The sequence below is a fragment of the Flavonifractor sp. An82 genome (genome assembly GCF_002159265.1).
Taxonomy (GTDB): Bacteria; Bacillota; Clostridia; order Oscillospirales; family Oscillospiraceae; genus Flavonifractor.
On sequence record NZ_NFHG01000020.1, the window covers coordinates 1 to 21,657 of the forward strand.

At 60.5% G+C, this 21,657-nt stretch carries 18 protein-coding genes; 5 read left to right on the forward strand and 13 right to left on the reverse strand.

Annotation, left to right across the window (positions count from 1 at the left end; all coding sequences use genetic code 11):
* Nucleotides 1-427: 427 nt before the first annotated feature.
* Nucleotides 428-1,528 carry a 5-bromo-4-chloroindolyl phosphate hydrolysis family protein gene (locus B5G34_RS15355; protein WP_087339497.1) on the reverse strand — a complete coding sequence of 367 codons (1,101 nt, stop codon included), beginning with the start codon at nt 1,526-1,528 and terminating at the stop codon, nt 428-430.
* Nucleotides 1,529-1,898: 370 nt separating this feature from the next.
* On the opposite strand from B5G34_RS15355, the gene B5G34_RS15360 reads away from it, so the two are divergent.
* From B5G34_RS15360 to B5G34_RS15370, 3 genes are all read left to right on the forward strand, one after another.
* Nucleotides 1,899-3,752 carry a VanW family protein gene (locus tag B5G34_RS15360; protein WP_087339500.1) on the forward strand — a complete coding sequence of 618 codons (1,854 nt, stop codon included), beginning with the start codon at nt 1,899-1,901 and terminating at the stop codon, nt 3,750-3,752.
* Between the two features lie 77 nt (nt 3,753-3,829).
* Nucleotides 3,830-4,507 (forward strand): DUF2461 domain-containing protein, encoded by a 678-nt coding sequence (locus B5G34_RS15365; RefSeq protein WP_087339503.1) that lies wholly within the window; start codon nt 3,830-3,832, stop codon nt 4,505-4,507.
* A gap of 81 nt (nt 4,508-4,588) precedes the next feature.
* Complete coding sequence (locus tag B5G34_RS15370) at nt 4,589-5,317, forward strand: polysaccharide deacetylase family protein (RefSeq protein WP_087339507.1); 729 nt, start codon at nt 4,589-4,591, stop codon at nt 5,315-5,317.
* Between the two features lie 43 nt (nt 5,318-5,360).
* Here the strand turns inward: B5G34_RS15370 and B5G34_RS15375 are convergent, their stop codons facing one another.
* The 10 genes from B5G34_RS15375 to B5G34_RS15420 all read right to left on the reverse strand — a co-directional run bounded on the left by B5G34_RS15375 (nt 5,361) and on the right by B5G34_RS15420 (nt 17,020).
* Nucleotides 5,361-6,746 (reverse strand): sodium-dependent transporter, encoded by a 1,386-nt coding sequence (locus B5G34_RS15375; protein ID WP_087339511.1) that lies wholly within the window; start codon nt 6,744-6,746, stop codon nt 5,361-5,363.
* Nucleotides 6,747-7,021: 275 nt separating this feature from the next.
* Complete coding sequence (locus B5G34_RS15380) at nt 7,022-7,270, reverse strand: DUF6514 family protein (protein ID WP_087339515.1); 249 nt, start codon at nt 7,268-7,270, stop codon at nt 7,022-7,024.
* Nucleotides 7,271-7,386: 116 nt separating this feature from the next.
* Nucleotides 7,387-8,250, reverse strand: a complete 864-nt coding sequence (locus B5G34_RS15385; protein ID WP_204245965.1) for a DMT family transporter — start codon at nt 8,248-8,250, stop codon at nt 7,387-7,389.
* 125 nt (nt 8,251-8,375) lie between these two features.
* On the reverse strand, nt 8,376-9,479 hold the full coding sequence (gene acrA / locus B5G34_RS15390) for an acryloyl-CoA reductase electron transfer subunit beta (RefSeq protein ID WP_087339518.1): 1,104 nt from the start codon (nt 9,477-9,479) through the stop codon (nt 8,376-8,378).
* A 19-nt stretch (nt 9,480-9,498) separates the two neighbouring features.
* Complete coding sequence (acrB, locus tag B5G34_RS15395) at nt 9,499-10,299, reverse strand: acryloyl-CoA reductase electron transfer subunit gamma (protein ID WP_087339521.1); 801 nt, start codon at nt 10,297-10,299, stop codon at nt 9,499-9,501.
* 23 nt (nt 10,300-10,322) lie between these two features.
* Complete coding sequence (locus B5G34_RS15400) at nt 10,323-11,483, reverse strand: acyl-CoA dehydrogenase (RefSeq protein ID WP_087339523.1); 1,161 nt, start codon at nt 11,481-11,483, stop codon at nt 10,323-10,325.
* A gap of 93 nt (nt 11,484-11,576) precedes the next feature.
* Nucleotides 11,577-12,428 (reverse strand): 3-hydroxybutyryl-CoA dehydrogenase, encoded by an 852-nt coding sequence (locus B5G34_RS15405; protein ID WP_087339526.1) that lies wholly within the window; start codon nt 12,426-12,428, stop codon nt 11,577-11,579.
* A gap of 114 nt (nt 12,429-12,542) precedes the next feature.
* Nucleotides 12,543-13,319, reverse strand: coding sequence for an enoyl-CoA hydratase-related protein (locus B5G34_RS15410; protein ID WP_087339528.1), 777 nt, complete (start codon nt 13,317-13,319; stop codon nt 12,543-12,545).
* A gap of 298 nt (nt 13,320-13,617) precedes the next feature.
* Nucleotides 13,618-14,589 carry a choloylglycine hydrolase gene (bsh, locus tag B5G34_RS15415; RefSeq protein ID WP_087339531.1) on the reverse strand — a complete coding sequence of 324 codons (972 nt, stop codon included), beginning with the start codon at nt 14,587-14,589 and terminating at the stop codon, nt 13,618-13,620.
* Nucleotides 14,590-14,722: 133 nt separating this feature from the next.
* Complete coding sequence (locus B5G34_RS15420) at nt 14,723-17,020, reverse strand: vitamin B12-dependent ribonucleotide reductase (RefSeq protein WP_087339534.1); 2,298 nt, start codon at nt 17,018-17,020, stop codon at nt 14,723-14,725.
* A gap of 218 nt (nt 17,021-17,238) precedes the next feature.
* Here B5G34_RS15420 and B5G34_RS15425 point away from each other — a divergent pair, with 218 nt between their 5' ends.
* A complete protein-coding gene (locus tag B5G34_RS15425; protein ID WP_087339537.1) occupies nt 17,239-18,165 on the forward strand; it encodes a CPBP family intramembrane glutamic endopeptidase in 927 nt (308 codons plus the stop codon).
* On the opposite strand, the gene B5G34_RS19455 is transcribed toward B5G34_RS15425, so the two are convergent.
* Nucleotides 18,153-19,697, reverse strand: a complete 1,545-nt coding sequence (locus B5G34_RS19455; RefSeq protein WP_275532305.1) for an oligosaccharide flippase family protein — start codon at nt 19,695-19,697, stop codon at nt 18,153-18,155. The genes B5G34_RS15425 and B5G34_RS19455 overlap by 13 nt on opposite strands.
* A gap of 152 nt (nt 19,698-19,849) precedes the next feature.
* Here B5G34_RS19455 and B5G34_RS15435 point away from each other — a divergent pair, with 152 nt between their 5' ends.
* Nucleotides 19,850-20,560, forward strand: coding sequence for a DUF554 domain-containing protein (locus B5G34_RS15435; protein ID WP_087339540.1), 711 nt, complete (start codon nt 19,850-19,852; stop codon nt 20,558-20,560).
* A 61-nt stretch (nt 20,561-20,621) separates the two neighbouring features.
* On the opposite strand, the gene B5G34_RS15440 is transcribed toward B5G34_RS15435, so the two are convergent.
* Nucleotides 20,622-21,650, reverse strand: coding sequence for a glycosyltransferase family A protein (locus B5G34_RS15440; RefSeq protein ID WP_087339542.1), 1,029 nt, complete (start codon nt 21,648-21,650; stop codon nt 20,622-20,624).
* Between the last annotated feature and the right edge of the window lie 7 nt (nt 21,651-21,657).

Here is a 21,657-nt window from a genome sequence, read left to right on the forward strand (position 1 = left end):
TTGGCAGACCGCACTTCTATTATAGCAAAGGGAGTTTTTTTATCATTTTCATCGCCATAGGCTTTTTTGAACCACTCGCCTAGCGAGTGGTTTTCTTTATACAAAAAGGGCCCCGGACGTTTGTCCGGGGCCTTTTCTATGTCCAGCACAAAAAGCAGCGCGCCCCGGACCATGTCCGGGGCGCTGTCTTAAGGGAGGAATTCCTGTTTTATCTCATCACACGGCAGGGCCGGTGTTGCTTTTGGTCTGCCCCCACAGCCGGGGGGCAGTCACAAGGGCGGGCCGGTTTGTTGAACGCGCTCCGGATGGCATTTGTCCTCCGCACGCTCCCGGCGCGGCGCCCTTGCCTTTTCTCTTGGCTGTGCCTATAAGATAGCACAGCCGCCCTGTCGAGTGTTGGATAAATTTTGGACCTTATGTAAACGTTTTATGAAGTTCCCGTTTGACCAAAGTCCATACCGCCGGACAGGCCGTCCTTCTCCAGCATCCGCTCCAGCACCTCCACATCGGCGGTGATGTCCATGGTGTCCACCTCAAACAGGCGGTCCAGCTGTTTCTCGAAGCCGTCTACCACCTTATCCATCATACCCTCGATACGGGCCTTGGCAGTGCGGATATTTTCCCCCTCCACGCCCTGGTCCTCCATGCGGGCATAGGCTTTGAGGATCTTCAGCGTGGTGGGCAGATAGTAGTTGAGGAAGGAGCGCAGCTGGTCCTCCTTGCCCGGATTCTGCTTGGCATAGCCGTAGATCTTGCTGGTGATCTCCCCGATGCGGTCGATCTTGCGGCTCATGGCCGGGTCGTCAATGTCGTCGTTGAGCCGGCGGATCTCCCGCAGCACCGCGTCGTCATCCCGGAGATCCAGGGGTTCTTCCTCCTGTGCCTCCTCCGTCTTTTCGGGCTCCGGCTCGTCCTTCAGGCCCTCGTCGCTGAGGATCAGCTCATGGGAGGACATATCCAGATACCCGGCAGGCAGAATGCCCTCGTCCAGCATCTCCTGCAAATCGCTGCACGCCTTGCGTACCGAGACCGGCATAGCGTGGGCCAGCTGTACCACCGAAACGCTCTCCCGCCGCCCGATGAGGGCCAGATACTTCCGAAATCGCTTTGCCTTGCGGGTGCTGATACTGCCCGCGGCCATCAGGGCCAGGCCGCCGGCAAACAGCCCGATCACCGGCGACATCGCCGCCAGAGACATGGGAAAGCCCCAGATGCTGCTCACCACCGGCAGACCAGACACGGTGGCGATACCAAAAAGGACAGCCATGATGGCGCCGATAATGGTCATGGCCTTGCCCTTGCCGAGGCTGGGCCGTTTCCCCGCCGCGTTGGGAGGGGGCGTGCGGACCCCCTGGGTGCCGGGGCTGGGCCCCAGATAGGGGAACTGAGGTCTGCGCCCCATGCCAACCAGCTTGCGTACCAGCAGGATAATCCCCACAGGCCACAGGGTAACCAGCAGGATCAGGATCAGGATCCAGGAGAACAGTTCGTTGCCGTTGTCTGGACGCCGGTTGCGATAATAGGACATGGAATACCGCTCCTTTGGATAAAAGGCTAAAAAACGCTGCCATTCAATCACAAAAGTGATAAAATTTCAATGGATACGATTCGCCTCGCGGGCTCATGCTGAATAGGCGGCCGGTATCGTTCCACTTTGACTCATACAGCTTTTTCTATTATCATACACTGATTCTCTGCGGCTGTAAAGCGATTTCCGCCTGCCGTTCATGTAACCATTCTGTAATTGCATTTTTCCTAGCCAACACCTATAATATGGCTTAAAGAATCCATGGCAATACGGAATGGCTCATACGCTCTGCGTCTTCTCCGCCCCATGCGCCGGATTCTCGGCCCGGCCTCCGGCCGCGGCAATCAATCGAAAAGTTGGAGTGATCAATATGGCACAAGCAGCGGGTAAACGTGCCGCGCAGGCCAAAAAGCCTCAGGGCGGCACGCTGGCCCTGATTATAGTGCTCATCGCAGCCGCGGCACTGATCGCCGGCTATCTGATCCTGTGTGCTGTGGCCGGCAGCGGCACCTTCTTGCCCAATACCACCATCGGCGGCGTCAATGTAGGCGGCCGCACCCAGGAGGAGGCGTTCTCTCTGCTGGAGGATGCGCTTCCCCAGCGCCTGTCTGAGCTCACCGTTCCCTTTACCTGCGAGGGTTACGACTGGGCCATCGAGGGCAAGGAGGCCTCCGTTACCTCCGAGGCTGCGGAAACTGCCGTGCAGGAGGCTATGGCCCAGCAGTCGGGCAACTTCCTCACCCGGGGCGCCCAGTATCTGAGCGCCATGATCTCCGGCGCCCGTTACTCCGTCCCCGTCACCTTTGAGCAGACCCCTTCTGTGGTGGAAAAGGTAATGGAGGAGTATGCCGATCCCAATACCCAGACCACCTGGGAAGTGCAGGACGATCAGCTGGTGTTCCACAAGGGAATCACCGGCCGCGCTCTTGACGTAACTGCTCTGGTCAACGCCGCCGGTCAGCGCTTCTCCCAGCTGCTGACCGATGACAGCGCTGATAACTCCCCGCTGGAGACCGAAGTCACCACTGCACCCCCCGCTGACCCCGATTTTGATGCCATTCAGAAAGAGGTCTGTGTGGAAGCCACCGACGCCTACTTAGACAAGGAGACCAAAAAGGTGGTCCCCTCGGTCACCGGCGTCGAGCTGGACGTAGCCGCCGCCAAGTCCGCTCTGGACAGTGCGGAGGAGGGGGAGCAGGTCACCGTTCCCCTGACCAAGACTGAGCCCAAAATGACCACCGCCGATCTGGAGGCCAACCTCTTCAAGGACGTGCTGGGCACCGGCACCACCAGCTGCGCAGGCCCCTCCAATCGCTGGTACAATATTGATCTGGCCGCCGGCCGGGTCAATGGCACCATCCTGCTGCCCGGCGAGGTGTTCTCCTACAACGCCCTGGCCGGTCCCTACACCAAGGCCAGCGGCTACAGAGACGCCGGCACCTATCAGAACGGACAGAGCATTGATGCCACCGCCGGCGGTATCTGCCAGCTGTCCTCCACCATTTACTGGGTCACCCTGAAGGCCAACCTGGAGACCGTGGAACGCTCCAAGCACGCATTCAACGGCGGCTATATGCCTGTCATCGGCACTGACGCCACTGTGTGGAGCAATCAGATCGATTTCAAGTTCAAGAACAGCACCGACTACCCCATTAAGATCGAGACCTATCAGGACCGCAATCATAAGCTGCATGTCACCATCTACGGCACCGATACCACCGGCATCCACGGCGAGCCTTACAGTGTCACCGTCTCCACCACCCCCTATAAGAACACCTATAAGCCTGATCCTTCCCACCCCGCCGGCGCTGAACCTCGGCGGGACCCCAACTACTCCCGCTATAACGGCGTTACGGTGGATGTGTACCAGAAGCTGGTGGACAAGAACGGCAACACGGTAAAGACCATTTTCCTCTACCGCAACAGTTATAAGTCCTCCGACGCGGTGTATTACTACAACCCCGCTGATGCGGCCCGCTGGGGCATCGATCCCTCCACCGGCCTGAAGACCCTTACTCCGGTGGTTCCCACTCCCACGCCCACAGCCACACCTTCTGCCACACCGTCGGCTACCCCCAGCGCCACTCCCTCCGCACAGCCCAGCACCACACCCACTCCGGAAATGACTCCCACCCCGGCGCCCACACCCACCTCTTCGGTGGGTCCCGGCATGGAGCCCACGGATAACACTCCTGTACCGGAAGCGGAATCTCCAGCCGCCTGATGACAACCTTGCAGCAAGGCCCCCCGCCCGGCGGGGGGCCTTGCTTGCCCAAATACCAAACTGGAAAGGAACCCAATATGTTTGAAGGATTTTCCGGGGCCACCGTGGACTTTATGTGGGGCATCCGCTTCAACAATGAAAAGTCCTGGTTTGAGGCCCATAAAGAGGAATACCTCACCCACTTCCAGCGCCCCATGAAGGCGCTGGCCAACGAGGTCTATGACCGTTTTCTGGACAAGCATCCCGACCTGGATCTGGTGTGCAAGGTCTCCCGCATCTACCGGGACGCCCGGCGGCTCTTTGGCCGGGGCCCCTACAAGGATCACCTGTGGCTCAGTCTGGTCCGCCCCCATGTGGAGCCCGGCTCGGAGCCGGTATTCTGGTTCGAGCTGGAGCCCGAGGGCTGGTCCTGCGGCATGGGCTTCTGGATGGCCCCAGCCGTGACTATGGCCAAGCTCCGGGCCCGGATGGATCGGGACCCCAAGCCCATGGAGCAGCTGGCCCGCCGCCTGAACAAGCAGGATCAGTTCATTCTGGAGGGCGAGGACTACAAGCGGCCCAAAGCGGCCCCTTCTCCCCTGCTGCAGCCCTGGTACAGCAAGAAGAGCTTTGCCCTCTCCCACAGCGCCCCCCACCAGGAGCTTCTGTGGAGCCATGATCTGGCTGACACCCTGGTAGATTCCTTTGAATTTCTGCTGCCTTACTATCAGTATATCCTCTCCCTCAGCGGCGATCCCGATCCCCGGCAGGCCTGAATTAACAGATTTTGTGTGGTAAGTCTGCCGTCCCGCCGCACATACTAAGCCAGACAACCGGTGAAACAGGGGGCGAGGGACATGAAGCGGCATATCGGGCGGCGCTGTGCCATTCTTGTGCTGGCGCTGCTGCTGGCAGTTCTCTCACCCTCTGCTTTACTGTATCGGGATGCGGTGCACACCGACGCCGTTGTGGATCTTCCGGAGCAGAAGCTCATCGCCCTCACCTTTGACGACGGTCCCCGCCGCTCCACCACCACCCGCCTGCTGGACGGTCTGGCGGAGCGGGGTGTAACGGCCACCTTTTTCCTCATTGGCTGCCAGATTGCCGACAACGAGGATGTGATACGTCGGATGGACCGGGAAGGCCATCAGATCGGCATCCACACCTTTGACCATATGCAGCTCACCGAGCTGAACCAGGCCGACTTTGACGCCCAGGTGGAAACCACCCGCACCCTGCTGAAGGACCTGCTGGGCCACAACGACTTCCTACTCCGTCCCCCCTTCGGCAAATGGGACGAGGGCGTGCGCACCCGGGCAAACTGCCCCATTATTCTCTGGTCCATCGACCCGGAGGACTGGGACGACAAAAATACCGCCCGGGTGGTGGAACAGGTGGTGTCCCAGGCTCAAGACGGCAGCATCATTCTGCTCCACGACATCTATCCCGAGTCGGTAGACGCGGCTCTCCAGATCGTGGACCGACTTCATGCTGAGGGCTACTACTTCTGTACCATAGACCAGCTCTTCGCCGCCCGGGGTCTCTCGCTGAAGGCAGGTCAGGTCTATTGGAATGCTTATCCCTAATCAAAAAGGACCTGCCGCTTGGCAGGTCCTTTTTGCTGGTCATTTACGCGAATTTCTCGATGTAGCCCATCACAAAGATGATGAGGACAATGATAGGCACCACAACAGTGAAGTACATCCGCAGCTTGGCAGGGAAGCGCACGCCCTTGCCCTGGTCGGCCTCCGCCAGGAAGCCATCGAAGCCCCAGGCGATCTTCTTGGACAGGCAGCAGAAGAGCAGGTAAATCACAGAGCCGATGGGCAGCAGGTTGTTGCTCACCAGGAAGTCCTCGAAATCCATGATACCCATGCCCAGAATCTTGATGCCGCTCCAGACGTTGTTGCCCAGCAGGCAGGGCAGGCTCAGCAGGAAGATCAGCACCAGATTGATGGCCACCGCCTTGCGCCGGGATACTCCCCACTTGTCCATCCAGCAGGCCAGGATGTTCTCAAACACGGCGGTGATGGTGGACAGGGCGGCAAAGAAGAGGAACACGAAGAAGAGCGCGCCCCACAGCCGGCCGCCGGGCATGGCGTTGAACACATTGGGCAGAGTGATAAAGATCAGGTTGGAGCCGGCGTCGGGGTTGACGCCGAAGGCAAAGGCAGAGGGGAAGATGATCAGGCCGGACACAAAGGCCACACAGGTGTCCAGGATACCCACACTGATGGTCTCGCCGAACAGGCGGCGGTCCTTGCCGATGTAGCTGCCGAAGATGGCCATGGCGCCGATGCCCAGGCTCAGGGTAAAGAAGGCCTGTCCCATGGCGGCATAGATGGCCTCGCCCAGGCGGAAGTTGCCGTTGGCGTCATACAGCAGGTTGTCAAAGTTGGGCACCAGATAGAACTCCAGGCCCTTGATGGCGCCGGGCAGAGTAATGGCACGGATGGCCAGCACCACCAGCAGGAACAGCAGGCACAGCATCATGAACTTGTTGGCCTTCTCCACGCCGTTGCGCAGGCCCCTGCTGCAGATCACCATGCCCAGCACCACCACAATAGCCATAAAGAGCAGCTGCATCCCGGGCTGGGACACCATCGTACCGAAGGACTGCTCCACACCGGCCTTGTCCAGGCCGTCAAACTGACCGGCGGCGATCTTGAAGAAATACATCAGCAGCCAGCCGGCGATGGTGGTATAGAACATCATCAGCAGGTAGTTGCCCGCCATGCCGAACCAGCCATACCAGTGCCACTTGGTGCCCTTGGGCTCCAGCTCCTGGAAGGACACGATGATGCTCTTGCGGCTGGCCCGACCCACGGCAAACTCCATTGCCATGATGGGCAGACCCATGGCCACCAGAAACAGCAGATAAATCAGCACAAAGGCGGCGCCGCCGTACTGCCCCACGATGTAGGGGAAACGCCAGACGTTGCCCAGGCCGATGGCGCACCCGGCAGAGATGAGCACGAAGCCCAGCCGGGACGCAAAGGTCTCTCTCTCTTTCACGATCTTTCCTCCTTGGCTTGGCCGCCTGCGGCGGCCTTTTGGGCGGGTCCTCTGTCCCCTGCCCTGCCAAATTTCTCCCGGCAGACACACTACCGCCTAAGAGAATTCCCGCGGCTTTCACCGCGGGAACGATCTGCATACGGAACGGCGCCCACAAGACACCTTCTGACCAGTCCACTCCGCTGCGTGGTCGATTCAGCAGACATTATCATAGCCGATTTTGCCTGCGCTGTCAATGCCAGCCGTACATAACCATGTATTTTTATCCACTTTTCTTACAGCCAGTCCTCGATCACGTCCCGCAGGGTCACCGGGGACACCTGATTCCGGCGGATCAGCTCGGCCAGCTCGTCGATGCGGCCGGTACTCACGGTAATATTGGGCACAGCCTCCCAGTCTCCATCCGGCCCGGTCACCTTAACGCCATAGCTCTCACAGCTCAGCCCGCCTACCGACATCTCGTCCACCAGAATGGCATAGCGGTAGGCACACCCCTGCGGGCTCTCCAGCATCAGCTCTCGCATGGATTTCTCCCCCTTTGTACGTTCTATGACTCAATTATACATCTTTACCATAATTTGTAAAGTTTTACCGTTCGTATTTTTTCGTCACAAAACGCCAGCAGGGAACCCTATATCCATCACTTCCGCTCCGCCCAGGTATAGAGCAGCACCGCACCCAGAATGATGGCCGCACCCAGCAGCTGCACCGGGGTGGGGATTTCTCCAAACAGGGGGACCGCCAGTGCTCCGGAAAACACAGGCTCGCACAGCTTGACCGCCGAGACGTAGGCGGGAGAGAGAAATTTCAGGCACCAGCTGAACAGGCTGTGTCCCATAAGGGTGCACAGCACCGCCAGGCCAAGGCCGATGAGCCACTCCCTGCCGCCATACCCCACCAGGGGCGTACCGCTGGCCAGGGCCATGATCAGCAGGGTGAGGAAGCAGGCCAGATAGGTCAGGAAGGTATAAATGGTGGTGGAAAGGTATCCTCTCTGTATTCTTCCGATCAAAGTATACAGAGCGACAAAGAATGCGGCGGCCAGCGCTAGAATATTGCCATACAAAACGCTGCCCTGTCCGCCGCCTGCCAGAGCCAGCACAGCGCTGCCTCCGAACGCCATCACGATGGCGGCCACGCCCAGGGGTGGGATTTTCCCTTTGAGAAAGAGGGCAAAGCCCAGGGCAGTAAAAATGACCTCGGTACTCACCAGCACGGTGGACACTGCCACGCCAGTCCACTTCAATGACTCAAACCAGGTGAGAAAATGGAGGGCCAGACAGATGCCGCTGAGGGTACACAGCAGGATATCCCTGCCCCGCACCTGTAGCAGCTCTTTGCGGAACTTGAGCAGCACCACCGGCAGCAGCAGAAGCACCGTCCAGCCCAAACGATACACCGCCGTGATCACCGACGGCGCCTGTGAATAGCGCACCAGAATAGCCGATATGGAAATACCCACTACCCCCAGCAGCAGCACGCCGTTGGGATGACGCTCCAGCATGGCGGTCTCCTCCTCTCTACGGTGTTTCAGTATACTCTATTTCCTCCTGCTGCGCAATCGGTTGCCTGTATAAAAAAACACCGGCCAGATGATCTGGCCGGTGTTTTCCTTGTGTAAGTAATCCCTTACTTCGCAGCCTTGGCGGCGCGGATGGCCTCGATGAGCATGGGAGTAACCTTGTACAGGTCGCCCACGATGCCGTAGGAAGCCACGTCGAAGATGGGGGCGGACTCGTTCTTGTTCACCGCGATGATGCACTCGGAGTCCTGCATGCCAGCCAGGTGCTGGATGGCGCCGGAGATACCCAGAGCAACATAGATGCGGGGATGGACGGTCTTGCCGGTCTGGCCAACCTGATGGTCGGCGCCGATCCAGCCAGCGTCCACGCAGGCACGGGAGGAGCCCACAACGCCGCCCAGGACGGAAGCCAGCTCCTCAGCCAGCTTGATGCCGCCCTCAACGTCCTTGCTGATGCCGCGGCCCACGGAGACCACCACGTCAGCGCCGATCAGGTCGACCAGCTTCTTGGCGGCCTTCTTGACCTCCAGCACCTCAACATGGATGTCGGACTTGTCCAGCTTGACGTCCACGTTCTCGATGACAGTCTTGGCAGCGCCGGCCTCGTCGTAGGGCTGGGTCTGCATGACGCCGGGACGGACGGTGGACATCTGGGGACGGAAGCGGGGGCAGATGATGGTAGCCATCAGGTGACCGCCGAAAGCGGGACGGGTCATCTTCAGGTTGGTGTTCTCCTCGAACACGGTGTTGTCCACGTCGATGGTAGAGGTGGTCTTCAGGAACTCCTTGTACTTGGCCACGTCCACGTCGAGGTGGGTACAGTCGGCGGTCAGACCGGTGTGCAGCCGGGCAGCGCAGCGGGGGCCCAGGTCACGACCGATGTTGGTGGCGCCGATGAGGAAGATCTCGGGCTTCTTGTCCTCCACCAGGTCGCAGATGACCTTGGTGTAGGCGTCGGTGGTGTAAACGTCCAGCAGCTCGTGGTTGCAGTAGTACACCTTGTCGGCGCCGTAGCCGCCCAGAGCCTTCAGATAATCTTCCTTGATGTCCTTGCCCAGGACCACGCCGCAGAGCTCCACGCCCAGGTCGTTGGCCAGCTTACGGCCCTCGGAGAGGAGCTGGTAGCTGGTGGACATGATGACGCCCTCGCGCTGCTCACAGAAAACCCATACGCCCTTGAAGGCGGCGGTATCGCTACTATTGAAAGCCATTCTATTGCTCTCCTTTCAATTAGATAATGTGCTTGTCGTTGAGGATGGAGACCAGCTTCTCGACAGTCGCCTTATCGGCGCCCTCCATCATCATACCGGCGCCCTTCACCGGGGGAGAGAAGGACTTGTACACATTAGTGGGAGAGCCCTTCAGGCCGATGGTAGTAACATCAATCAGGGGATCGTCCTTCAGAGTCTCATAGTTGTAGACTTCCAGAGGCTTCTGGTAGCACTCCATGATGCCGCCCACGCTCATGTAGCGGGCGTCGTTGAGCTCCTTCACGCAGGTCAGCAGGCAGGGGGTCTGGACCTTGATGGTCATGTAGCCGTCCTCCAGCAGACGCTTCACGGTAACAGCCTTGCCCTCCACGTTGATCTCGGCAACGTAGGAGACCTGGGGCATACCCAGCTTCTCAGCGATCTGGGGACCGACCTGGGCGGTATCGCCGTCGATGGCCTGACGGCCGCAGAACACGATATCGTCGTCGTCCACGCCGATCTTCTTGATGGCAGCGGCCAGGATCTGAGAAGTGGCGTAAGTATCGGAACCGCCGAACTCACGGGCGGAGACCAGAACGGCCTCGTCGGCGCCCATGGCCAGCAGCTCGCGGAGCATACCCTCGGCGGGCGGGGGGCCCATGGAGACCACAACCACCTTGCAGCCGGTGGCGTCCTTGATGCGCAGGGCGGCCTCAACAGCAGCCAGGTCGTCGTGGTTGGTGATGGTAGCCATGGCGGCACGGTCCATGGTGCCGTCTTCCTTCACCGCCACCACACCGGAGGTATCCGGGACCTGCTTGACACAAACGATTGCTTTCATATCGTAACTTCCCTCCAGTTCCTTTAGTTGACGCCCAGGTTGGCAGAAATGACCATCCGCTGGACCTCGCTGGTGCCCTCATAGATCTCAGTGATCTTGGCGTCGCGCATCATGCGCTCCACGGGGTACTCACGGGTGTAGCCGTAGCCGCCGAACAGCTGCACGCAGCGGCGGGTCACGTCGCTGGCGGTCTCAGCAGCAAACAGCTTGGCCATGGCAGCGTCCATGGTGTAGGGCTCATGGTTCTGCTTCTTCATGGCAGCGGAGTAGACCAGCCACTTGGCAGCCTCAGTCTTGGCATGCATGTCAGCCAGCTGGAACTGGGTGTTCTGGAACTGGGAAATGCGCTTACCGAACTGGACGCGCTCCTTGGTGTACTTGATGGTCTCCTCGATGGCGCCCTCAGCCAGGCCCAGGGCCTGAGAGGCGATGCCGATACGGCCGCCGTCCAGGGTCTTCATGGCAATGCCGAAGCCCTTGCCCTGCTTGCCCAGCAGACGGTCGGCGGGAATGACACAGTCCTCCATGATCAGCTCACAGGTGGAGGAGCCCTTGATGCCCATCTTCTTCTCGTGCTTGCCCACGGAGAAGCCGGGATCGGTGCGCTCCACGATGAAGGCGGAGATCTCCTTCTTCTTGCGGCCGCGCTTGTCGGTGGAGATGCCGGTGATGGCGAAGATCACGAACACGTTGGCATAGCCGGCGTTGGTGATGAAGATCTTGGAGCCGTTGAGCACCCAGTTGCCGTTCTCGTCCTTCACGGCGGTGGTCTGCTGACCCTGGGCGTCAGTGCCGGCGCCGGGCTCGGTCAGGCCGAAAGCGCCGATCCACTCGCCGGAGCACAGCTTGGGCAGATACTTCTGCTTCTGCTCCTCGGTGCCGTTCTCATAGATGGGAGCGCAGCACAGGGAGGTGTGAGCGGAGATGATAACGCCGGTGGTGCCACAGACCTTGCTCATCTCCTCGACGGCCATGACATAGGACAGAACGTCCGCGCCGGCGCCGCCGTACTCCTTGGGGAAATAGATGCCCATCATGCCCAGCTTGGCCATCTTCTTGACGGTCTCCTCGGGGAACGCCTCGTTCTCGTCCACCCACTCAGCCAGGGGCTTGACTTCGTTTTCGGCAAAGTCACGGTACATCTTGCGGAGCATTTCCTGCTCTTTGGAAAGGTGCAGATCCATTTGTTGCCTTCCTCCTAGATATGTATTTCACAACGGGCGGGCGGGAGTGTTTTGGGCTCCCGCCCGTCGTTTTGCGCAGTATGAATGAGGCTCTTACTTCTTGGTGTAGTCGTAGAAGCCGATGCCGGTCTTGCGGCCCAGCTTGCCGGCGCGGACCATCTTCCGCAGCAGCAGGGAGGCGCGATACTTGGGATCGTGAGTCTCGTTGTACAGGGTGTCCATGATGGCCAGGCACACATCCAGGCCCACCAGATCGCCCAGAGCCAGGGGGCCCATGGGGTGGTTGGCGCCCAGCTTCATAGCGGTGTCAACGCCCTCAACGGTGGCCACGCCGGTGTACACCAGGTCGATGCCCTCATTGATCATGGGGATCAGGATCTTGTTGACCACGAAGCCGGGGGCCTCGTTGACCTCGACGGGCTCCTTGCCGATCTCCACGGACAGGTCGCGGATGGTGTTGAAAGTCTCATCGGAGGTGTGAGCGCCGCGGATGACCTCCACCAGCTTCATGACAGTGGCGGGGTTGAAGAAGTGCATGCCGATGAACTTGTCGGCGCGCTTGGTGGCGGCGGCGATAGCGGTGATGGAGATGGAAGAGGTGTTGGAGGCCAGGATGGTCTCGGGCTTGCAGATGCTGTCCAGCTCGGCAAAGATGCTCTTCTTGATGTCCAGGTTCTCGATGGCGGCCTCAACGACCAGGTCGGCGTCGGCAGCAGCAGCCAGATCGGTGGTAAAGCTCATGTGGGACAGGATAGCAGCCTTCTTCTCCTCGTCCATCTTGCCCTTGGCCACCAGCTTGTCCAGGCCCTTGTTCAGGCGGGCCTCGGAGGCCTTGATGATGTCGTCGTTGATGTCGCGGACGACCACGTCAAAATCCTTCTTGGCAAAGACCTGAGCGATATCCAGGCCCATGGTGCCGCCGCCGATGACAACAATCTTTTTCATAGCAGAAAACCTCTTTTCAATCTTTTTGATGAAAATGTTCCAAATCTGGTCGGACGGATTTGCTATTACAGGTGCCATAAGTAATGTACCGTACCGGAATCTCTTCCGGACAGCTTACTTGTTCTGGAAGTGCTTCTCAGCCCGCTTCTCCAGGAAAGCGCCCATGCCCTCGTCCTTGTCGGCAGTGCCGCAGCAGACGCCGAAAGCCTCAGCCTCAAAGGCAGAGCCGGTGGCGATGTCGGTCTGCATGCCCATGCGGATGCAGCGCTTGGACTCCTGCACGGCGATCTGAGCGTTGGCGCAGATGGCGTTGGCCAGCTCCATGGCCTTATCCATCAGCTCCTCGGCGGGATAGACCTCGCTGACCAGGCCGATGGCCTTGGCCTCCTCAGCCTTGATGACCTTGGCGGTGAGGATGAGCTCCATGGCCTTGGAGATGCCCACGATGCGGGGCAGCCGCTGAGTGCCGGCGAAGCCGGGGGTGATGCCCAGGCCCACCTCGGGCTGACCAAACTTGGCCTTCTCGCTGGCCAGACGGATATCACAAGCCATGCTCAGCTCGCAGCCGCCGCCCAGGGCGAAGCCGTTGATCGCCGCGATGACGGGCTTGGCCATGTTCTCCAGCTTCAGGAACACGCCGCCGCCGTGCACCCCGAACTTCTTGCCGTCGATGGAAGAGAAGTTCTTCATCTCGCCGATATCAGCGCCCGCCACGAAGGAACGGCCCGCGCCGGTGAGGATCATAACATAGATCTCGTCGTCCGCAGCCACCTGATCGATGACAGCGTCCAGATCGCTCAGAACCTGGCTGTTCAGCGCGTTCAGCGCCTCCTGCCGGTCAATGGTGACCACGCCGACGTGGCCCTGCTTTTCCAGCTTCACAAAACCCATTTGTTCTGCCTCCTTGTCCTGTTACCTATCTAGAATTGTTATATTTTTAACAAGTTCCCACCTAATAAGTATACCTCACCCCCGCCAAACAGGCAAGTAAAATGGAAGAGAATTTCGTTATTTTTTTATCAATGATTATAGACAATATGCACAACTGATTTCCGGAATGCCGCCATACCTATGGGACGAAACGGCAAACCAGCCGGTTTTTCGCCCCTTTGACCCCATTTTCCCTATGAGGTCCGGGACGGCTGTTTGGTCAATATGTACAACCGGGGCTTATGGCCCCGGCCTCCGGTCAGCCGTCCACACGGATCTGCTGGGCAGTGATCAGGGGGCGGCAGATGAGTTCCCTGCCCTCCCGCTTTTCCTCGTCCATGGGGACCGCCGTGAGCTGGCTGTTATCGTAGGTCTTATAATAGTAGGTGCCCGTCCTGCCGTTGATGCAGCAGCTGTAATCGGTGATGTCCCACTTGCCCTCCGGGGTGCGCACCGCTCCCCGGGGCATGGCTACCGCATCCAGGATGTGAAAGACCTGCCCCACACTGGAGGCCTCGTCTGGCTCACAGGCACTGTTGCACTTCAGAAAGGCTGCCCGAATATAGCGTGAGGCAGGTGACCAGTCTCCCGGCAGGCCCAGCCCTCCCATTCCCTGCCCAAAGGTACGCAGCTCCGGTCCGCCAAAGCGGTTTTCCGGCTGGGCGGCGGAGAGGCCCAGATACTGATTCAGATTGGTCAGGTGGTAATCAAAGGTAGGGTTGTTGGTGAGCACCCCCACCGGGTCCTCAAACAGCCGCAGCCCGTCGGCCATGGGCTCGATCACCATGGCCCGCTTCCCGTCGGCCAAGTGCCAGTGGAGGGGAGCCGAGGGCATGGAGGGTAAAAAGGGCTCCTCCAGCAGCCGGGTACGGCGCAGCTGCTCCGCCGCATCTTCCACGCACGCACAGGTGCCCAGCAGCCAGGGGATCAGCTCATAGGGGGCCGCCGGGGTGCCATCCGCCGGGCCGCAGGGGTAGCTGGCATTGCCCGGAAAGTTCAGCCCCGCCAAATAGAGGCCCTTTTCATTGACCCCCTCGGCATAGAGGGGATAGCCCGCCGCCACGGTGGCCATGCCGATGATGGCATGGTGCCGCTCCAGGGTGGGCATTTTTTTGAAGGTCAGCGGGAAGTTGCGGGGGGTAATGACCACCTGCTGTCCGAAGTGGTACTCCAGATCCAGATTCCGTCCGAAGTAGGGGTCTGCTGTGGTAAGGGTGAGACTGGTACACATGGCTGACGCCTCCTGTTTCCATCACTGCGCCCTGGGGGCGCGCTCCTTAGTTTGGCGGTTCTTTCCGGACCCTATCCCGCCTCTGTGAAAAAACGGGCCTGCCGCGGGAAAACGCGACAGGCCCGTTGCCTGTTTAGCCGCACTTGGAGTAGCCGCAGTCACGACAAGTGACGCAGCCACCCTCATGCTCCAATTTGGCCCCGCACTCGGGGCAGAACTTGGCCAGTTTGGCCTCGGCGGGGGTCATGCCCGGCCGGGGAATGGGAGCCGCCTTGGTAGCGGCGCTGATGGGAGCGGGCGCGGGCTCATGGGCGTCCTTGGACACCTTGAGCACCTTCTCCAGCGCCTTGGCAATGGCGTCGGGGCAGGAGGTCACCGGCACGCCGGGCTGCCGCAGGCAGGAGGGGCAACGGATGCCCTTGAGCTGCTGGATGATCTCCTTGGGGTCCATGCCGGAGCGGATGCCCACGCTGACCAGCCGGGCAGTAGCCTCGCTCTGGCTGGGGCAGCCGCCGGCACGACCGGTGTTGGTGAACACCTCGCAGATGCCGTTCTCGTCGTAGTTGACGGTGATATAAAGGTTACCGCAGCCGATGCGCACCTTCTCGGTGAAGCCGGTGGTCACCGCGGGGCGGGGCCGGGGCTGGATGTGGCCGTAAGCCTCCTGGGGTACCTGGCACTCCTCGCATACCCGGCCGGTAGGAGCAGGCTCCTTGCCATCGTTGACCTTGCCGATGTTGAGCACCTGCTCATTGCGGCTGCCGTCCCGGTAGATGGTGGTGCCCTTGCAGCCCAGGGTGTAGGCCAGGCGGTAGACCTCAGCCACTTCCGCCTTGGTGGCGGAGTTGGGGAAGTTCACCGTCTTGCTGACGGCGTTGTCGGTGTACTGCTGGAAGGCGGCCTGCATCTTCACATGCCAGATGGGGGACACGTCGTGGGCGCACACAAAGACCCGCTTGATCTCCTCGGGGATGCCCTCCACATGGGCCAGGGAGCCCTGCTCCACGATCTGCTTCATCAGAGCCTCGGAGTAGATCCCCGCCTCCACCAGCTTGTCCTTCAGGATCTGGTTGGTCTCGATGAGGTGGGTGTTGTCCATGACGTTGCGGATATAGGCATAGGCAAACACCGGCTCCACGCCGGAGGACACCCCGGCAATGATGGACAGGGTGCCGGTGGGGGCGATGGTGGTAACGGTGGCGTTGCGGATGGGCTTGCCGTCCTTATAAATACTCTGGTCAAAGAGGGGGAAGGCGCCCCGGCTCTCCGCCAGCCGCTCGCTCTCCTGGTGGCCGATGGTGTTGATGGTGTCCATGATCTCGGCGGCCAGGGCCACGCCCTCCTCGCTGTTGTAGGGCACGCCCATGTAGAGGAGCATGTCCGCAAAGCCCATGACGCCCAGGCCGATCTTCCGGGTGGAGCGGGTCATCTTGTCGATCTCGGGCAGGGGGTACTGGTTGACTTCGATGACGTTGTCCAGGAAGTGAACGGCGGTGCGGATGGTCTTCTCCAGCTTGGCCCGGTCCAGCACCCAGCCCGCCACTGTTCTGGTGATGTGGTTGACCAGGTTGATGGAGCCCAGGTTGCAGCTCTCATAGGGCAGCAGGGGCTGCTCGCCGCAGGGGTTGGTGGACTCGATCTCCCCCTGGTCGGGCACGGCGTTGTCCCGGTTGAGCCGGTCCAGGAAGATGATGCCGGGCTCGCCGGTCTGCCAGGCAGAGGTGACGATGGCGTCAAAGACCTCCCTGGCCTTCAGCTGGCCCACCACACGGCCGGCGGCGGGGTCCACCAGGTCATACATACTGTCGGCGCTCACCGCCTCCATAAAGGCCTCGGTGATGCCCACGGAGATGTTGAAGTTGGTGATCTCAGAGGTGTCGTTCTTGCAGGTGATGAACTCCATGATGTCGGGGTGATCCACCCGGAGGATGCCCATATTGGCGCCCCGGCGGGTGCCGCCCTGCTTCACCGCCTCGGTGGCGGCGTTGAACACCTTCATAAAGGAGATGGGGCCGCTGGCCACGCCGCCGGTGGAGTTGACGGTAGAGCCCTTGGGACGCAGCCGGGAGAAGGAGAAGCCGGTGCCGCCGCCGCTCTTGTGGATGAGGGCAGCGTTCTTGATGGCGTCGAAAATATCCTCCATGGAGTCGGCCACCGGCAGCACAAAGCAGGCGGACAGCTGCCCCAGGGGGCGGCCGGCATTCATCAGGGTGGGGGAATTGGGCAGGAAGTCCAGATTGGTCATCATCTCGTAGAACTCCGCCGCCGTGGCCACCACATCGGCCTTGGGATCAAAATGGCGGTCGCCCTCGGCGATGGCGTTGGCTACCCGGCGGAACAGGCCGTCCACCGTCTCGGTGGGGTTCCCCTGCTCGTCCCGGGCCAGGTAGCGCCGCTCCAGCACCGCCTTGGCGTTTTCAGAAATGGGCATATCCTATCTCTCCTCTTGAGTTAATATCATATACAAGCACAAGATATTGTATCATAGAAAAGCGCCATGTCAATATGTCCGATTTCTTGCCCTTCTCACCCATTCTTGTTATAATGAATCCCTGGAAGCCTTGCGCCCGAAGCGGGCGCGAAACTTTGACGTTCTCCCGGCGACCGGAAACAGAGAATTTTCGATTTATTTTTGTGCGAGGTGACGGAATGTACCGCCGTTCAGATCAGGGCGCTCTGCTGCGCCCCCACTGTCAATGGTTCTCCCGGCTGGGCTGGGCCCTGTTCGCCCAGATGGCCGCCACAGTTGTAGTCCAGCTGCTGGTCAGCCTTGTGGTCGGCATCCTGTATCCCCAGCTGCTGGCCCAGCCGGTCTTTCTCTGGCTGCTGTCGGCAGGCTCGGCCTACGGCGTGGGCGTCCCCGCCTTCTGCCTGGTGCTGCGGGGTATGGCCGCTCCCCAGCGCCCCGTCCCCCGTTCCATGGGTCCTCTGCCCTTCTGCAAGGCGCTGATCAGCACTCTGGGCCTGATCTATCTGGCCAATCTGCTCACTCTCCTGCTTACCCAGCTCATCGGTACTCTGCGTGGGGCGCCCGTGACCAATCCTGTGGACAATCTGGCCGGGTATCCCATGGTCCTGAACATCCTGCTGGGCTGCCTCATCGCCCCTCTCTCGGAGGAATACCTCTTCCGTCGCCTGCTGCTGGAGCGGCTGCGGCCCTACGGCGATCGGTTTGCCATTCTGGCCTCCGCCCTGTGCTTCGGCCTGTTCCACGGCAATCTGAACCAGTTCTTCTACGCCTTCGCCGTGGGAGCCCTCTTTTCCTATATCACCCTGCGCACCGGCCGACTGCGATACACCATTCTGATCCACGCCATCGCAAATGGCGTCTCGGTGGCTCTGATGCCTCTGCTGGATCAATTTGGTTCTTTGGGAGACCAGCTCAGCTCCCTGCTGGTGCTGGGGTCCATCGTGGTGGGTATCACCTTCCTCATCACCGGCTGGCGGGATATCAAGCTGGAGCCCGGCACGGTCTCCCTGTCCGAGGGGTGGAAATGGCGGCTCTTCTTTGAAAATCCCGGCGTGCTCTTCTTCTGCCTGCTCTCTCTGCTGCTGGCTTCCAGCTATTTCCTCTGATTCCGTCCCAGCCAAAAGAGGCGATTTGGCCCCATCCCCTGGGCCTGGAGGGCAGCCAGATAGAGGACGATCCCGAAGGCAGTGCATCCGCCCATGGCGGTCACCTCTCCCACCCCCATATCCAGCATCACATGGAACAGCAGATTGCAGGTCAGTCCCATCAGCAGGGCGGCCAGCCCAGGCGCTACCACCCACTCAAAAGGCTTGAGCCTCAGTCCCGCCGCCCGCCGCACCTGGAGCCAGTTGAGCAATGCCCCTAGGGCGGAGGAGAGCACCACTCCCACCGGATAGCCGCCGATGCCCACTCCCGGCAGGCCCAGCAGCACATAGGTACACACCAGCTGCACCGCTCCTGCCAGAATGGAGCTGCGGGCAGCCCCCTGCTGCCTGCCCAGGCCGTTGAGGGCGCAGCCCAGCACCGCCTGCCAGCAGGAGAGGAGCACCCCCACCGACAGGGGAAGCAGATGCCGCCCCACCATCTCCTCCTGGAAGAGCAGCCTGCCCAGGGTGGGTCCCAGCACCACCAACAGGGCCAGGGCCGGGAACATGAGCATGGAGGTAGCCAGCAGGGAGCGGTCGATGCGCCGGCGCACCAGGGCCCCGTTGCCCAGGGCGGTACCCTGGGCCAGCTTGGGCATGAGCACCAGCCCCAGGGCCCCGATAAAGGCGGTAGGCAGACAGAGCATGGGCATGGTCATGCCGCACAGCACGCCGAACTCCTCCATGGCCCGGCTCACCTCCGCCCCGGCGGCCACCAGCCGCTGGGGAATGAGCACCGCGTTGGCCGAACCCATCAGGTTGCCCAGCAGACTGGTGAGACCCACCGGCAGGGCGATAGCCAGGATCTGCCGGTTCATCCGCCGGGAGGCCCCCGGCTCACGGAGCGCCTCCCCCTCCAAACGGCGGCGGGCCAGCAGCATCAGAGTCACCGAGGAGAAGAGCTCGCAGATAATCATGCCCACCACGATGAGGGCAACCGTCCGCTCCGGATTTTGAGGCAAAAAGAGCACCAGCAGCCCCAGCACCGCCGCCGCCCGGATCACCTGCTCGCACAGTTCCACCACCGCCGGGGGACGGACGGCGCCGGTGCCGTAGAAGAAATGCTTGTGGAGATTCTCCACCCCGGTGAGGAGGATGCAGGGCAACAGCAGGAGCAGCCCGGTCTGGGTACGGGCATCCCCCAGCAGGTAGACCGAGATGGGATCATACAGCAGGGCGGTGAGGAGCGCCAGCACCGTGAAGAGGGCCAAAAAGCACAGCAGGCACCGGCGGAGCACCTGCCGCACCGCCCCCCGCTGTCCCCGGGCAAAATATCCGGCGGACAGATTGGACACCGCCGCCGTCAGCCCTACTGCCGTCAGCGACAGCAGTACCGAATAGACCGGCATGATGAGCTGGTACAGCCCCATGATCTCCGCCCCGATGAGCCGGGAGAGCAGGATGCGGTATACAAAGCCCAAAAACTGCCCGGCGATGCCGGTACCTGTAAGCAGCAGTGTCCCATAGAGCATGGATGTCCGGTCGAGCTTCAACAGGCTCTCCCCCTTTCTGTGGTCCACTTCCACTCTATTCCCCGGGGTTGTCCGGCATACGTCCAGAAACTCTTTGACAAACGCCGCCCTTTGTCCTATTATTATAAAAGCATGTATTTTAGCGAATTGCAGTATAAAAGTGAGGAGTCCCTATGATTGCCACCGTTATCAATGTGGTCCTGATTCTGCTGGGCAGCTGTCTGGGCCTTGTATTCAAAAACCGGATCAGCGCCCGCTTCGCCTCCAGCATCACCTTTGCTCTGGGTCTGTGTGTGCTGGGCATCGGCATCTCCAGCATGATCGGCACAGCAGACACCCTATGTGTTATCGTGTGCATGGTGATCGGCACCCTGCTGGGCGAACTCATCAACATTGAAAAGCGAATGGACTCGGTGGGCACTCTGCTGCGCAACAAGCTCATCCGGGGCGAGAGCAACAGCCGCTTTGTGGAGGGCTTTGTCAACTGCTCGGTACTCTTCTGTGTGGGAGCCATGGCCATCAACGGCTCCATGGAGGCCGGCATGAACGGCAACTACGACATTCTGATCTCCAAGGCAGTGATCGACGGGGTGAGCGCTATCACCTTTGCCGCCGCCATGGGCGTGGGCGTGGCCTTTGCCGCCATCCCCATCCTGTTCTACCAGGGGGGCCTGACCCTGATCTTCAGCGCCGTAGGTCAGGGCATGGACCCGGCGGTGGTCACCGAGATGAGCGCCGTGGGCGGCACCATCATCGTGGGCATCGGCATCAATATGCTAGGCCTGCCCAAGGAAAAGCTGCGGGTGGGCAATATGCTGCCCGCCATCTTCCTGCCCCTGGCTTACCTGCCCCTTCGGGACTGGCTGGCCACCCTGATGGCCTGAGCCTTTCATAGAGATAAAAAAGGTGTGCTGCCTGTGCAGCACACCTTTTTTTGCTTATCAATCAGTTGAATTTGTAGATCTTGCGGGCCAGCCGGTAGAGCTTGACGGACAGCTTTCGGCCCTGATAGCCGGGGATATTGCCCACAAAGGACAGGGAGCGGTACTTAAATTTGTGGTACAGTCCCACGTCCCGGGTGCGCAGATATTCCCACAGCTCGGTCTTCTTGCCCAGGGCCTCGGGGGACCCGTCCAGGATCAGGAAGATGGAGGAGATGGTCATCATCATGGACAGATAGCCGCTCATGTACCGGGCCAGCTTGGGCTGCTCCTGGTGGAGCCGGTGCAGGTCGTGGCTCTCGATCATCTGCCGGGTGACCCGCAGCTGCTGGTCCACACGCTTGACCATGACCTGCTCATTGACGCTCTGATCGGCCCGGCCGATGAAGTAACGGTACAGGTCGATATCCATATAATAGATGCGCTTGACGTAGGGCAGGGGCTGGTAGACAAAGATATTGTCCACATAGAAGGTGTGCTTGGGCAGCTCCAGCCCGCAGTCCCGCAGCAGCTGGGTGCGATAGATCACCGAATGCATCAGCAGGAACTGGGAGGGACGGAAGCGGCCCATCCGGCTCCAGGAGAAGATCTTCTCCTCGGGGAAGACGTTGGTGTACCGGATCACCTTCTGGGTGTTGTCCTCCACGTGCTCATAGACGTAGTTGGCGATGAAGAGGTCCACCGGCTTTTCCATCTTGGCAAACTTGCGCAGCTTGGCCAGGGCCTTCTGGAGGGCAGCCTCATCCAGCCAGTCGTCGGAATCCACCACCTTGAAATAGAAGCCGGTGGCATTGCGGATGCCCTGATTGACGCCCTCGCCATGGCCGCCGTTCTCCTGGTGGATGGCCTTGACGATATTGGGGTACTGGGCGGCATAGCGGTCACAGATGGCGGGGGTGTCGTCTTTGGTGGAACCGTCATCCACCAGGATGATCTCGATGTCCTCTCCTCCGGTGAGCAGCGTCTCCACGCAGTGCTCCATGTAGGCCGCGGAGTTATAGCAGGGTACCGCGAATGTGATCAGCTTAGACATAATTTCG

What these genes read in the sequence shown, in the direction of transcription:
- B5G34_RS15355 (WP_087339497.1), bottom strand. Translation starts at nt 1,528, where the DNA reads ATGTCCTATTATCGCAACCGGCGTCCAGACAACGGCAACGAACTGTTC.
- B5G34_RS15360 (WP_087339500.1), top strand. Translation starts at nt 1,899, where the DNA reads ATGGCACAAGCAGCGGGTAAACGTGCCGCGCAGGCCAAAAAGCCTCAG.
- B5G34_RS15365 (WP_087339503.1), top strand. Translation starts at nt 3,830, where the DNA reads ATGTTTGAAGGATTTTCCGGGGCCACCGTGGACTTTATGTGGGGCATC.
- B5G34_RS15370 (WP_087339507.1), top strand. Translation starts at nt 4,589, where the DNA reads ATGAAGCGGCATATCGGGCGGCGCTGTGCCATTCTTGTGCTGGCGCTG.
- B5G34_RS15380 (WP_087339515.1), bottom strand. Translation starts at nt 7,270, where the DNA reads ATGCGAGAGCTGATGCTGGAGAGCCCGCAGGGGTGTGCCTACCGCTAT.
- B5G34_RS15385 (WP_204245965.1), bottom strand. Translation starts at nt 8,250, where the DNA reads ATGCTGGAGCGTCATCCCAACGGCGTGCTGCTGCTGGGGGTAGTGGGT.
- acrA (WP_087339518.1), bottom strand. Translation starts at nt 9,479, where the DNA reads ATGGCTTTCAATAGTAGCGATACCGCCGCCTTCAAGGGCGTATGGGTT.
- acrB (WP_087339521.1), bottom strand. Translation starts at nt 10,299, where the DNA reads ATGAAAGCAATCGTTTGTGTCAAGCAGGTCCCGGATACCTCCGGTGTG.
- B5G34_RS15400 (WP_087339523.1), bottom strand. Translation starts at nt 11,483, where the DNA reads ATGGATCTGCACCTTTCCAAAGAGCAGGAAATGCTCCGCAAGATGTAC.
- B5G34_RS15405 (WP_087339526.1), bottom strand. Translation starts at nt 12,428, where the DNA reads ATGAAAAAGATTGTTGTCATCGGCGGCGGCACCATGGGCCTGGATATC.
- B5G34_RS15410 (WP_087339528.1), bottom strand. Translation starts at nt 13,319, where the DNA reads ATGGGTTTTGTGAAGCTGGAAAAGCAGGGCCACGTCGGCGTGGTCACC.
- bsh (WP_087339531.1), bottom strand. Translation starts at nt 14,589, where the DNA reads ATGTGTACCAGTCTCACCCTTACCACAGCAGACCCCTACTTCGGACGG.
- B5G34_RS15420 (WP_087339534.1), bottom strand. Translation starts at nt 17,020, where the DNA reads ATGCCCATTTCTGAAAACGCCAAGGCGGTGCTGGAGCGGCGCTACCTG.
- B5G34_RS15425 (WP_087339537.1), top strand. Translation starts at nt 17,239, where the DNA reads ATGTACCGCCGTTCAGATCAGGGCGCTCTGCTGCGCCCCCACTGTCAA.
- B5G34_RS15435 (WP_087339540.1), top strand. Translation starts at nt 19,850, where the DNA reads ATGATTGCCACCGTTATCAATGTGGTCCTGATTCTGCTGGGCAGCTGT.
- B5G34_RS15440 (WP_087339542.1), bottom strand. Translation starts at nt 21,650, where the DNA reads ATGTCTAAGCTGATCACATTCGCGGTACCCTGCTATAACTCCGCGGCC.